The 12,273-nt window shown below is 70.3% G+C and carries 9 protein-coding genes; 3 read left to right on the top strand and 6 right to left on the bottom strand.

Annotated features, from left to right (window positions below; genetic code table 11):
* Nucleotides 1–36: 36 nt before the first annotated feature.
* Nucleotides 37–1,431 carry a hypothetical protein gene (locus PV682_RS23405; protein ID WP_407705726.1) on the top strand — a complete coding sequence of 465 codons (1,395 nt, stop codon included), beginning with the start codon at nucleotides 37–39 and terminating at the stop codon, nucleotides 1,429–1,431.
* Nucleotides 1,432–1,505: 74 nt separating this feature from the next.
* Here the strand turns inward: PV682_RS23405 and PV682_RS23400 are convergent, their stop codons facing one another.
* The 3 genes from PV682_RS23400 to PV682_RS23390 all read right to left on the bottom strand — a co-directional run bounded on the left by PV682_RS23400 (nucleotide 1,506) and on the right by PV682_RS23390 (nucleotide 6,266).
* Nucleotides 1,506–2,663 (bottom strand): amidase domain-containing protein, encoded by a 1,158-nt coding sequence (locus PV682_RS23400; protein ID WP_319732920.1) that lies wholly within the window; start codon nucleotides 2,661–2,663, stop codon nucleotides 1,506–1,508.
* A gap of 131 nt (nucleotides 2,664–2,794) precedes the next feature.
* On the bottom strand, nucleotides 2,795–4,084 hold the full coding sequence (locus PV682_RS23395; protein WP_319732918.1) for a polysaccharide deacetylase family protein: 1,290 nt from the start codon (nucleotides 4,082–4,084) through the stop codon (nucleotides 2,795–2,797).
* A gap of 43 nt (nucleotides 4,085–4,127) precedes the next feature.
* The gene (locus PV682_RS23390) at nucleotides 4,128–6,266 is read right to left on the bottom strand and encodes a transglycosylase domain-containing protein (protein WP_407705725.1); all 2,139 of its coding nucleotides are present in this window, start codon (nucleotides 6,264–6,266) and stop codon (nucleotides 4,128–4,130) included.
* Nucleotides 6,267–6,523: 257 nt separating this feature from the next.
* Here PV682_RS23390 and PV682_RS23385 point away from each other — a divergent pair, with 257 nt between their 5' ends.
* Complete coding sequence (locus tag PV682_RS23385) at nucleotides 6,524–6,730, top strand: FmdB family zinc ribbon protein (RefSeq protein WP_319732916.1); 207 nt, start codon at nucleotides 6,524–6,526, stop codon at nucleotides 6,728–6,730.
* 64 nt (nucleotides 6,731–6,794) lie between these two features.
* On the opposite strand, the gene PV682_RS23380 is transcribed toward PV682_RS23385, so the two are convergent.
* The 3 genes from PV682_RS23380 to PV682_RS23370 are packed head-to-tail and all read right to left on the bottom strand — an operon-like array spanning nucleotide 6,795 to nucleotide 11,275.
* Nucleotides 6,795–7,607, bottom strand: coding sequence for an HAD family hydrolase (locus PV682_RS23380; RefSeq protein WP_319732914.1), 813 nt, complete (start codon nucleotides 7,605–7,607; stop codon nucleotides 6,795–6,797).
* Nucleotides 7,607–10,072: a phosphoribosyltransferase gene (locus PV682_RS23375; protein WP_319732912.1), complete on the bottom strand. Its 2,466-nt coding sequence runs from the start codon at nucleotides 10,070–10,072 to the stop codon at nucleotides 7,607–7,609. Before PV682_RS23375 ends, PV682_RS23380 begins: the two co-directional genes overlap by 1 nt.
* Before the next feature lie 39 nt (nucleotides 10,073–10,111).
* Nucleotides 10,112–11,275 (bottom strand): HpcH/HpaI aldolase/citrate lyase family protein, encoded by a 1,164-nt coding sequence (locus tag PV682_RS23370; protein WP_319732910.1) that lies wholly within the window; start codon nucleotides 11,273–11,275, stop codon nucleotides 10,112–10,114.
* A 184-nt stretch (nucleotides 11,276–11,459) separates the two neighbouring features.
* On the opposite strand from PV682_RS23370, the gene PV682_RS23365 reads away from it, so the two are divergent.
* Nucleotides 11,460–12,254 carry a TerD family protein gene (locus PV682_RS23365; RefSeq protein ID WP_319732908.1) on the top strand — a complete coding sequence of 265 codons (795 nt, stop codon included), beginning with the start codon at nucleotides 11,460–11,462 and terminating at the stop codon, nucleotides 12,252–12,254.
* The last annotated feature ends 19 nt before the right edge of the window (nucleotides 12,255–12,273 follow it).

The following is a 12,273-nucleotide window of genomic DNA, read 5'->3' as shown; positions in this document are numbered from 1 at the left end:
GGCCAGGCAGGACGGACGACAGCGCGGGAGAGGGACGTGACGGCGACACCTTCACACGAGAGTCGACCGGACCGGCCCGCGCGGCGCGCCCTTACACCCCGTAGCTCCCTGGTACTACGCGACAGCCTCACCCTCGTCGCCGCCCTCCCCGTCCTCGCCGCTCTCGCCCTCCCCGCCGCGTTCGCCGGCGGCGGTACCCGGCGCTGGTTCGGCGGCCGGTCGGAGGGGATGCGGGTCGAGGCGCAGGCGGCGAAGGACGCGGCGGCTGCGGCGTTCTACGAACTGGACACGGCGCAGCGGGACTTGCGGATCTCGATCGAGACGATCACGGCGGTGGACGACTCCCCGGCGGCGCGCCGGGCCGTCGGCGCGTTCGAGGAGATCGGCCGCCGGATCGACGAGGTGAGCCAGCAGTACATCACCGCCGTCGACGCGCACGACCTCGACCGGGACGACCTGGAGGCGTCGGCGGCGTCGCAGGCGCGCACGCAGCTGACCCGGGCGAAGGACGAACTGGCCAAGGCCAAGCAGGACTTGGACCGCTTCGCGGGCAGCCTGGGCCCGCTGCTCGGCAAGGCGGAGACGCGGCTCGCGCGCCTCGCCCCGGCGGTGGAGCGCGCCCGCCAGGCTCTCCTCGCCGCGTCCAACGCGCTGGACGCGGTCCGGCGGACAGACCTCAAGGCGGACGACCTCGCGGCCCGACTCGCCTCTCTGGCGCCGGAGTTGACGAAGCTGAACCAGGGTGCGGGTCAGCACGGCGTGGCGGAGACGCTGGAGCGCGCGGAGCGGGTCGCGCGGGAGGCGGAGACGATCCGTACGGAGGCGGAGCGGCTGCCGGAGAAGGCCGCCGAGATCGATCACCGTCTGGTGTCGCTGCGCACCCGCGCGCAGGCGCTGACGACCCGCGCGGACCAAGTGGACCCGATCCTCAGCGAGTTGCGGCGCCGGTTCGCTGCGGCCTGCTGGCAGGACCTCCAGCGGGTGCCGGAGCAGGCCGCGGAGAACGTCCGGCAGGCGGAGGCGAAGCTGCGGGAGGCGCGCTCGGCGCGGGAGGAGCAGCGCTGGCCGGACGCGACGTCCCTGCTGTCGACGGTGCGGGCGCTGCTGAACGCGACGGACGAGTCGGTGTCGGCCGCCGGTGACCGGCTGACCAGGCTGAACGCGGTCCAGAAGGACCCGCAGCAGGAGATCGACCGGACGCGTTTCGCGATCCGTGACGCGCAGCGCCTGGCGATGACCGGCCGCACCACCCCGGACCCCCGGCACGCGCGCCCGCTGGACGAGTCGGTGGCCCGTCTGGACCGGGCGGTCGCGGGTCTGGAGGGCCGGCACCCCGACTACTGGCACTTCCTGACGGAGACGGAGGCGGTGCGGCAGTCGGTGGCGCGGGTGGTGTCGCAGATCCGCGAGGAGCGGGGCACGGCGCACTGAACCCGACGGCGCGCTGAACGCGCAGGGCCCGTCGCCCCGGAGGGTGACGGGCCCCGTCGTACCTGAGAGGGAGATCAGGTGCGGTACGCGTAGTAGTACGAGTTCGGGTACGACGCGAGGACGCTGGAGAGCGAACGCCGGTAGGTGTTCGAGGAGTGGTAGGTCAGGTAGGGCATACCGTTCGCGACGTAGGACACGATCATCGTGTGGTCCTTGGAGCCGTCCCGGTCGAAGTCGACCTGGAGGACGTCGCCGACCTGCATCTGGTAGACGTTCGCGAGCGGCGTCGAGCGCTTGGCGTTCTGGGTGAACCAGGACCACTCGTTGACGCCGACGAAGGAGTACGACTGGATCTCGTTGTTGCCGAACCACTTCGTGTAGTCGTACACGTAGCCCGGCGCGTGCTTCCAGCCGCCCGCCTTCAGGGACTGGCTGACGAAGTTGGTGCAGTCACCGCCCGCGCCCTGCCCGTTGAAGTTCGGGTAGTCGGGGTTGTAATTGCTCCAGTACTTCTCGGCGTAGGCAGCCATCGCCTTGTAGTCGTACGTCCCGCCGGTGAGGGTCTTCGGGACGGCGACGGGGTTGCGAGTGGTCGCGGCGCGCGGGGCGGCCGGGGTGTCGGTCGCGGCGGCGGCCGGCTTGACGGTGGCGACGGCGGGCGCGGCGACCTGGTTGACGGTGGTGCCGCCCTGGTCGGTCGAACGGACGCCGGAGAGCTGCCAGTTGCCGCTGTGGTCGGCCTTGAAGGTCAGCTCGTGGTGGGCCTGGAAGCCGGTGGTGTTCGGCTCCTTGGCGCTGGTCTTCTCGTAGGTGAGGACCGTGGTCTCGGTGACCTGGGCCTTGGCGGTGCGGCCGGTGACCTTGACGGTGTCGAGGCTGACGCTGGTGGCGCCCTTGCTGTACTTCTCACCGAGCTTCGCCAGCGTGTTCTTGCGCTGGGTCAGGGAGTTGAGGGTGCTGCTCTCGGTGCTGTTCTGCTTCGAGGACATCTTGACGCGCCCGGAGAAGCCCTTGGCCGTGGGCTTCCTGCGGTTGCCGTCGACGAGCGCGTCGGTGCGGTCGGTGAAGACCGCGTCGGCGAGCTTCTGGAAGGTCGCCCGGGTCTTGGCGTCCACCGTGGGGTCGCTCGGGGTGGCGGCTCCCGCCGACCAGTTCGGCAGCAGCGCGACGCCCGCGGCGACCGACGCGGCGGTCGCCGTGAGTATCGTGACGCGGCGCCGCGAGCGGCTCAATTTCCTTGACTTCACTGATAGTTCCCCTCTGGCCCGGCGGGGGAGGGATGCCGGGTAGCGGAATCCTTGCATGCCATGTGTGGCTGTTGTGAAGGGGGTTACCTTCGCTGCGGCAAGCTGTTATGAGACCGTCACTGGACGACGGTTGACCAGTCCGGGCTCTGGGCAGGATCAAGGGTTCGGAGCCGGTCGAGGGTCTCCGGGTCCTGGGCGTCCATCCAGTCCGCCAACTCCTTGAAGGACACGCACTTCACGTCCTTCTTGGTGCACATGTTCTTGATCGCCTGGTCGACGGCCTTCATGTAGATGCCGCCGTTCCAGTCCTCGAAGTGGTTGCCGATGAACATCGGCGCGCGGCTGCCGTAGTAGACCCGGTTGAAGCCCGCCATGTAGGCGTCGAGGGTCTCCTGCTGCCACTGCGGGTACTTGGCGGGGTCGCCGTTCACCTGGCCGTCGGACTGGTTGTAGAGGAAGTTGAAGTCCATCGACAGGCCCTGGTACTTGCCGCCCTCGTAGGGGAGCATCTGGAGCGGGAAGTCCCAGATGCCGTCCTTCTTGTCGGGCCAGACCTGGAACTTGCCGGGCGAGCTGGCGTCGTAGCGCCAGCCGTAGTCCTTCGCCGCCTTCAGCAGGTTGGGCTGGCCTTCGAGGCAGGGTGCCCGGCCGCCGGTGACCTCCTTGCGGAAGTCGAAGGGCAGCGGATCCATCTCCTTGAAGCCGGTGTTGGTCTTCCACTTCTCCGCGAACTCGTAGAACTGGTCGATCTCGCTCTTCCACTCGGCGACGCTCCAGTCCTTGCCGCCCTTGGCCTCGCAGAAGTGCCCGTTGAAGTGGGTGCCGATCTCGTTGCCCTCCTCCCAGGCCCGGCCGAGCTGTTCGAGGGTGGTGCGGATGTGGTCGTCGGTCGCGTAGCTGATCGCGGCGGAGCCCCGGGGGTGCTGCGGGGGCTGGTAGAGGTTCTTCTTGTCCTTCGGCAGCAGGTAGATGCCGGTCAGGAAGAACGTCATGTGCGCGTTGTACTCCTGTGCCAGGCTCCGGTAGTGCGAGAAGAGCTGGTCGTCGCCCTGGAGCGCGCCGTCCCAGGAGAAGACGACGAACTGGGGCGGTTTCTCACCGGGCTTGAGCTTCTGAGGCTTCAACTGCCCTGTCTGCGGGCCGGTGTACGACGTCGAGCCGTCCCCGAGCACCTTGGTCTTCCCGTCCCACGGCTCCTCCGTCTCCTTGACCGTCTGCTGCCCCTGGGGCCCCTCGGCGGCCGTCGGAGTGGTCCGGTCGGTGCGCGAGAGCACCAGGTATCCGCCGACGAGCGAGCTGACCACGAGCACGGCGGCCAGCGAGAGGAACCCCGAACGCCGGTTGGTGGCCGGGGACTTGGGGCGGGGTTCAGGTGCCTTGCGGCGGCGGCCCGACGGTTGCTTCATGTGCGGCTGCTCATTCTGCTGGGGGACGGGGGCGGTACGGCGGTCAGTCCGTCGGACTGGTGGCCCGCGACCAGATGCGGTACGGAACGCTGTCGCCGGCGCTCCCGGCGATGCCTTCCAGCGGCAGGGGTTCGAGGCTCTTGGTCAGGTCGATGCGGTAGACGACGACGGCCGTGGAGACCTTCTCGGCCGTGCCGACGAACCAGGACGCGGTGTCCTTCTCCGTCGTCCCGGACTTCCCGGCGCCGCTCGCCGAGGGGTGGGCGGTGCGCAGCGACTCGGTCAGCGCGTCGGTCACCTGGCCGGCCACCTCCTCGCTCATCGCCCGCTGCTTCCCGGGGATCGCGAGGTCCACCCGGGCGCCGTTGCGGGTGAGTTTGCGCACCGAGTACGGCTCGGTGTGGACGCCGCCGGCGGCGAACGTGGAGTAGCCGCTCGCCATGCGGATCGCGCTCGGCGTGGAGCTGCCCGCGGACAGGGCGGGCACCATCGCGCCGATGCTGGACGACAACAGGCCCGAGTCCTCGGCGGTCTTGCGGACCTTGTCGAGCCCGGTGTCCATGCCGAGCTGCATGAACGGCCCGTCGACACCGAGCGCGAGGGCCCGGCGCAGGCTGATCATGCCGTACGACTTCCCGCCGGCGTTCTTCGCCGCGACCGGCTTGCCGCTGCGGTCCCAGTACGGCCCCTCGGGCGTCCTGACCAGCGCGCCGTTGTTCCCGTCGTACAGGGACAGCGGGGTGACCTGTTCGACGGGGCCCTCGCGGGTCCTGCGGACGCCGTGTTCGAGCCCCGCGGCGTAGACGAACGGCTGGAACGCCGAACCGGCGGGCACCGTCGTGGCGTTGGACTCGTTGTAGCCCTGCGTACGGTGGTCGGGGCCGCCGTAGACGGCGATGATCCGTCCGTCGGCGCCGACCGAGGCGGCGCCGTAGTGGGCGGCCTTCGCGTTCTTCGGGTCGTCCTTCTGGGCCTGCTTGCGGGCCTTGGTCACCTCGGCGGTGAGCTGGGTCTCGCGGTTCTTGTCGAAGGTCGTGTAGATCTGGTAGCCGCCGAGGTCGAAGTCCTTGTCGGAGATGTTCGCGGCCTTCTTCACATAGCTGGTCGCCAACTCGACGAGGTAGTCGGTCTGTTGACCCGTGTCATAGAGCGGGTTGCGCTTGAGGGGCTCGGGGAACTCCGTGTAGGTCGCGCGCTCTTCCTTGGAGAGTTTCCCGATGTCGACCATCCGGTCGAGGATCCACTTCCAGCGCTCCTCGGAGCGCTTGTGGTTGGCGGCGCTCAGCGTCGGGTCGTACAGGCCCGCGCCCTTGAGGAGGGCGGCGAGCATCGCGCCCTCGCTGGCGTTGAGTTCGCCGACGTCCTTGCCGTAGTACGCCTGGGCCGCGCGCTGGATGCCGTACGTGCCCCGGCCGAACCAGCTGGTGTTGAGGTAGCCCTGGAGGATGTCGTCCTTGCTCATCTGGTTGTCCAGCTTGAGCGCGATCATCGCCTCGGTGAACTTGCGGCCGATCGTCTGGTCCTGGTTCAGGTAGACGTTCTTCACATACTGCTGGGTGATGGTCGATCCGCCCTGGGTATCACCCGAGCCGACGGTGCGCAGGAGGGCGCGGCTGATGCCCTTGAGGGAGATGCCGGGGTCGCTGTAGAAGCTGGCGTTCTCGGCGGCGATGACCGCGTACCGGACGTCCTCCGGGACGTCCTTGAGCGGCATGTCCTGGCGCTGGACCCAGCCGGTGCGGGCCATCGGGGCGCCGCTGGCCCAGAAGAAGACGTTGTCCTGCTGCTTGGCGTACGAGTTGAGGTCGGGTATGTCGGTGGCCGCGTAGGCGATGCCGAGGAAGACGACGCTCGCGCCGGTGCCGGCGAGGGCGGCGCCGGCCCACTGGCGCCAGGAGGGCATCCAGCGGCGCCAGCCGTCGCGGTCGGGGCGCGGGTAGGCGGGGCGCAGCCGGCGGGCGTAGGGGGCGGCGGCGCCGGCGAGGCGGCGCAGCGGGGACGGCCGGAGTTCCTTCTTGCGGGCCAGCCTGCTGGACCCGTCGGGGGACGCTCCGGCCTCGGGTATCTCCAGATCCCCGACCCGCAGTTGCATGGTCTCGTCCGCCCGGAAGGAGGCTGGGACCTTCAACTGCATGGTCTCGTCCGGCCTTCGGGGCTGCTCCCCCTCCCCCCGCCTGGTCACGACAGCGTCTCCCTCCGCATTCGTGGCTGCCGCGCGGAGGAACGCACAGAACGTACGGGGGGCTTGTGTTCACCTGGTCACGGCTGTGAAGCCCCCACGTCCCCCCAACCTCGCGGCCCACTCAAATTACCAGTGCTCTTCGCAAGTTCTCCACACGAGAAAGTGACAGAAATGAACGCAATCACTGCGTACGGCGGAAACCGGAGGGGGCGACTTCGTCACACGGGTGCTCGCACCCCATCCGTTAGCCTTCTGCCATGCCTCGTTACGAATACCGCTGCCGGACCTGCGGCGACACGTTCGAGTTGGCCCGGCCCATGGCCGAGTCCTCGGCCCCGGCCGACTGCCCCGCCGGGCATGGAGACACGGTGAAGCTCCTGTCGACAGTGGCGGTGGGAGGTACGGCGGCCACGCCGAAGCCGGCCGGGGGCGGGGGATGCTGCGGCGGAGGCTGTTGCGGATAGCGGTGAGGCGGGTGGGGTGCCCGCGCCCCTGAAGAACCGGGCGCGAGCGGCCGGCCCGCCTCTCTCACACCCCCGAGCGAACCGCCTTCAGGAACTCGCGCAGAATACGTTCACCGGCCAGGACCCCCCGTTCCGGCAGGGCCGTCACCCCCGGGCCCGTCCAGCCCGTGTCCGCCAGCTCCCCGTGCCCCGGGCGCCAGGCCCTGTCCACGGCCTCCAACAGGTCCGCGTCCAGCAGGGAGTCACCCGCGCCGAGGCTCGACTCGGCCCCCGTACGGCGCAGTACCTCACGGACCGCCGCACTCTTGGTCAGCGGCCTGGGCACCACGTAGATCTTGCGGCCCTGGAGCGAGACCCCCCAGCCCAGCCCCTCCGCCCACGCGGCGAGTTCCTTGACCCACTCCTCCGGCAGCAGTTCGCGTTCCACCACCAGGTAGGAGAAGAGGTCCTCGGCGACGCGCAGCTTGCGCAGCCACACCGGGTCGGCGTTCGCGGCCAGATGCGCCTGGATCTCCTCGTGCGGGGCGCACTCGGCGGCGAGGCGGGAGGCCACCGCCGCCTGCCAGTCGGCGTCGCTCACGCCGTCCACCAGGATGTGCCCCCCGTTCGCGCAGATCGCGAACTTGGGCGCGGGGCCGGGCAGGTTGATGCGGAGGTACTGCTTGCGCGTCCGTGTCGTCGTGGGGACGAAGACCGCCGCGTCGCCCAGGTCGGCGAGCAGCTGGGATGCCGTCTCCGTCATGAACGACAGCGGGCGCGCCTCGTGGACCTCCACGCACAGCAGGCGGGGCGCACGCGCGTCCGGCATCGTGAGCGCGAGGGCGGACGGCGAGTAGATGAGCGTACGGTCGAGGTCGCTGGCGACGAGTACCGGCATCAGACGGTCACCGCCTTCCCGTCGGCGCCGGTGGCGCCGCGCGTGTACTGGGGGTGGATCAACCCGACGCAGGTGTACGGGAGTCCGGCGACCTCCTCGACGGGTACGCCCCGCTGCTCGGCGAGCAGCCGGACATGCCGGAGGTCGTCACCGGCCCCCGCGCGGGCGAGGATCTTCCACGGCACCCGGCGCAGCAGCACCCGCGTCGTCTCCCCCACCCCCGGCTTCACGAGGTTGACGTCATGGATGCCGTACTCCTCGCTGATCCGCTCGACGGCGGCCCACCCTTCCCAGGTCGGCGTACGGTCACTGGCGAGCAGCTCCTTGACGGCGGCGTCGACAGACTCCCCCACCTCGGCGAACCGGGCGCGGACCGCGTCCAGGAACGCGACGGAGACGTCGGCCCCGGCCAACTCCCGGTAGAACTTGGCCCCGTGGAAGTCGTCCGGCCCCACCAGGTCCGCGCGCAGCACAGTTCGCGAAATCAGCCCGGACACCGTCGAGTTGAGGCAGGCGGAGGGGATGAGGAAGTCCTCGCGCGTGCCGTACGTCCGGACGCAGGAGCCGGGGTCGGCGAGAACGGCGATCTCGGGGTCGAACCCGGGAGCGCCCCCCGCCTCCTCGAACTCCCGGATCGCGGCGGCGAGTTCGCGTGTGATCGCGCCCTTGCCGGTCCATCCGTCGACGAACACGACGTCGGCGGGGTCGTGGTGCTCGGCCAGCCAGCGCAGCGCGTTCGCGTCGATGCCCCGGCCGCGCACGATCGACACGGCGTAGTGGGGCAGGTCGAGGCCGTGCCGGTGCTGGGCCCAGCGGCGCATGAGGACGCCGACGGGGGTGCCGGCGCGGGCCAGCGAGACGAGTACCGGGTGCGGTGAGCGTTCCGCGAGGACGGTTTCCGTCACCACGCCGACCGCCTGTGCGAGGCGCTCCGCCGATTCCGTGAGCGCGGCCTGGAACAGCGCCTGGTACTGCTCGGTCGGCTGGTACTCGATCGGCAGGGACTCCGCGTAGTGGGCGCCGCCGCTCTGCACGGCCTCCTCGCGTTCCTCCGTCGGCGCTTCCAGCGTGACGTCCGAGAGGTCCTGGAGGAGCCAGCCGACCTCGTCCGGGGCGTACGAGGAGAAGGCGGGGCCTCTGAGGGGGTCGGGCAGCATGCGGGGCCTTCCGGGCAGGTAGGACGGGATCACCGCGAGGATCACTTGCGGGGTGTGCTCGGCGAGTTGGGCCAACAGGCCGTCGGGGGCGTGGAGTTCGGGGGTGTCCGCGGTGGAGTCGACGATCACGAGAACCGCGTCGAAGCCGGCGCCGGCGATGTTGTAGACGTACCGGTCGCCCGGGCCGTCCGCCGGGTTGTCGTGGGCGGGGAAGGTGAGGCGGGTGCGGATGGCATACGCCGGGTCGTCGACGGCGAGGACCGGGGAGCGGGTCGTCGTCGAGTAGCGGACCTCGGCGTCGGCTATGTGCTCCAGTTCGTGGGCGAGGCGGAGGGGGGCGTACATCAGCTCTTCGAAGCCGAGGACGTGGACACGGCGGGCATTGGCGGGGAGTGCCTCTGCGAGGCGGGCCGCCATCTCGGGGAGGGCCGCGTCCAGTTGTATTCGGTGGTGGGCGGTGAAGCCGTGACGGCCGCCGTCGGGGAGAGCGAGAGGCCAGTTGAGTTCGACGCGGTTGTATTTCGGCTGCGGGCCGGTGGGGGCTGGTCGCGCAGTTCCCCGCGCCCCTAGGGGGTTGATGCCGGCGGCGATCGATTCGTACCGGCCCACCAGTTCCTGTCCCCTCGCCAGCACCCCCTCCGGCAGTCTCACCGTTCCCGATGCCGCCGCCACGAGATCCACCCGCGCGCCGATCTCCTCCGCGAACGCGGAAAGCCGCCCGGCGTCCGCCGGGGACCTCATGTCCACCAGCGTCACCACCACATACCGCCCCCGGGGATACCGCTCATGCAGGTCCCGGATCGTGTTCATGATCGTGTTGCCCGTCGAGAACTCGTCGTCGACCAGCACCAACGGCCCGTCCCCGCGCAGCAGTTCCCCGTCCTCCGGCAACAGCAGGTGCGACGTAGCGTGCGAGTGCGCCTCCTCGAACCCCCCGGCCCGCGCCACCCCCTCCACCGGCCGCCGGGTCGAGTGCAGGTAGGTCACGTCGCCGACGCCGTCCGCGACGGAGTGGCCGAGCCCCGTCGCCGTCTCCGCGTACCCCAGCACCACCGCCGACTCCGCGTCGGTGCCCAGGAGTTCGCGCACCCGGCGGCCGAGGGCGAAGCCGTGGCCGTACACGACGGACGGGAGCTGCGGTACGTGTTTGCCGAGGACGTTGGAGACCAGGAGGTGCGCGCGCTTGGGGTTGCGGCGCAGGGCGAGGCCCAGCATGTCCGGCAGCACCGCGTCCCCGGCGAGTTCCACGCCGAGCCGTTCGGACACCCAACCGCCGGACCAGACCGCGTCGTTCACATCGCTCCTCATGACGTCACCGAAAGACAGCACCGAGACACAGCCCCGGGCTCAGGCGGGGATACCGGCCGCGAGCAGATCGACGAACCCGACGTCCTCACGGGCCACGCCGAAGACCTCGGCGCGCAGCATCGTGCGCTCGGCCCAGGCGCGGTGCGGCTTCACCTCGTTCATCTTGTTCGTGTACGCCGAGCGCAGGACGCCCCCGCCGCCGCGCTCGGGCCGCAGGATGTCGGCCGCGTCGCTGTACTCCTCGTGGCTGACGACGGACAGCGCGTGGACGGCCGGGACGTGCGAGGGGTGGATGCAGGTCTTGCCGAGGAGGCCGTTCGCGTGGTCGAGGGAGATCTCGCGCAGCAGCCCGTCCATCGCGTGCTCGATGAGGCGTTCGCGCAGCTCGACGGCCTCGACTTCGAGGAAGGGGCTGGTGCGCAGCTGCGGTTTGAACATCCGCTGGGGGACGCGGAAGTACTCCCAGACGGGGCCGGTGACGGTGAAGCCCGTGCCGTCCGCGCGGCCGAGCATGTTGACGACGTCGGCGATGACGGACGCGACGATCTGGACGTCGTACGCGGTCATGTCGGGGGCGCGGCGCAGGCCGTAGGAGGAGCAGAAGTCGGTGACGCCGAGGCGCAGCGCGAGGACGCGGTCGCGGTACTTGTCGACGGCGCGGGCGATGCCCTCCAGGGCCTCGACGCGGGTCTCGCGGTACATCAGCTCGGGGGTCTCCAGGACCGGCATCCCGAACAGGCGCTGTCCACTGGCGAGTTCGGCGGCGGTGAGGGCCTCAAGGAACGCCGTGCCGCGCTCCTCGGTGAACTTGGGGAACACGAACCCGCTGAGCAGGGAGACACTGGAGCCGAGGCGGCGGACGAGGTCGGGGATCTGGTCGGCCGTACGGACCCGGATGAACAGGAGGGGGAGTTCCTCGGGGCGGGTCGCGAGGTCGGCGAACTGGCGGACGAGGTTCTCCTCGCCGGCCGGGACGTCCTCGTCGCCGATGGAGTCCTCCAGGCACAGGACCATGGAGACGACGCCCTGGGCGGCCTGCTTGATCACGTCGTCCGCGAGGCGGGGGCGGGTCGCGGGGCTGTAGAGCGTGGCGCCGAGGGCCGCCGACAGGAGGCGGGCCGGGGAGTCCGTACCGAACGCGCAGGGTTCCTGGTGGAAGAGGCGCCGGCGCTCCTGCGGGGCGATGTGCCCGAAATGACGCATGTCTACCCCCGTGACGGACGGCGAGCCCGGTGGATTCCGTGAAAACAAGTGACCGGTAATAGTACGTACCGATCGGTTCAAAAGTTCCCGCCGGGAATGAATTTCTGGTAACGCCACCGGGCACCTCCCGATGGACTCCACGCCTCGGTTGTCCTGCTCAGCGGCGAGAGGGCAGGATGACGCCATGACGCACGCGATGCTGAAGGGGTCGAACGTCCCGCTCGAAGCCACCACGGTGCGCGCCGTGCTGCGCTGGACCCCCGGGCAGGGTGTGCCGAACGTCGACGCCTCCGCTCTCCTCCTGGGTTCCGACGGCCGCGTGCGCTCCGACGAGGACTTCGTCTTCTACAACCAGCCACGCCACCCCTCCGGCAAGGTCTGGCGGCTCGGCCAGAAGCGGACCGCCGACGCCCTCACGGACACCATCCAGACCGACCTCGCCGGTGTCGAGTCCGTCGTCAGCCAGATCCTGCTCGTCGCCTCAGCCGACGGGGTCACCTTCGACCACGTCCGGTCCCTCCAGATCGCGCTGTACGACGCGAACCGCGCCGACTCCGACCCCATCGCCGTCTTCGACGTACGGCCCGAGACCGGCGAGGAGACGGCCCTCATCTGCGGCGAGCTCTACCGCCGGGGCGACGGCTGGAAGTTCCGCGCGATCGGCGAGGGCTACTCGAACGGTCTTGAGGGCCTCGCCGTCAACTACGGCATCTCGGTGGACGAGTCGGAGGCCGAGACCCCCGAGACCCCCGAGAGCTCCGAGAACCCGGAGACCCCAGCCCACGAGGAGCCCCCCGCGAGCCCCCAGACCTTCTCCCAGCCGCTGCCGCCCGAGCAGCCGACGACGACTCCCCCGCGGCAGCCGGCGTACGGCTACCCGGCGTCCCTCCCGACGTACGGCCAGGCGGCGCCCGCGTACGGCTACCCGCAGGAGGAGTTCCGGATGCCGCCGCAGGGGCCGCAGTTCATCGGGCGGTAGCTCTCAGAAGCAGTCCTTG

This window comes from Streptomyces niveiscabiei, assembly GCF_033794345.1.
Taxonomy (GTDB): domain Bacteria; phylum Actinomycetota; class Actinomycetes; order Streptomycetales; family Streptomycetaceae; genus Streptomyces; species Streptomyces niveiscabiei.
Note: the sequence above shows the minus strand (reverse complement) of the source record. Positions and strands in the feature narration are given on the sequence as shown.

Coding starts and splice junctions, on each gene's coding strand:
- PV682_RS23395 (WP_319732918.1), bottom strand. CDS start 4,084: ATGAAGCAACCGTCGGGCCGCCGCCGCAAGGCACCTGAACCCCGCCCC.
- PV682_RS23385 (WP_319732916.1), top strand. CDS start 6,524: ATGCCTCGTTACGAATACCGCTGCCGGACCTGCGGCGACACGTTCGAG.
- PV682_RS23380 (WP_319732914.1), bottom strand. CDS start 7,607: ATGCCGGTACTCGTCGCCAGCGACCTCGACCGTACGCTCATCTACTCG.
- PV682_RS23375 (WP_319732912.1), bottom strand. CDS start 10,072: ATGAGGAGCGATGTGAACGACGCGGTCTGGTCCGGCGGTTGGGTGTCC.
- PV682_RS23370 (WP_319732910.1), bottom strand. CDS start 11,275: ATGCGTCATTTCGGGCACATCGCCCCGCAGGAGCGCCGGCGCCTCTTC.
- PV682_RS23365 (WP_319732908.1), top strand. CDS start 11,460: ATGACGCACGCGATGCTGAAGGGGTCGAACGTCCCGCTCGAAGCCACC.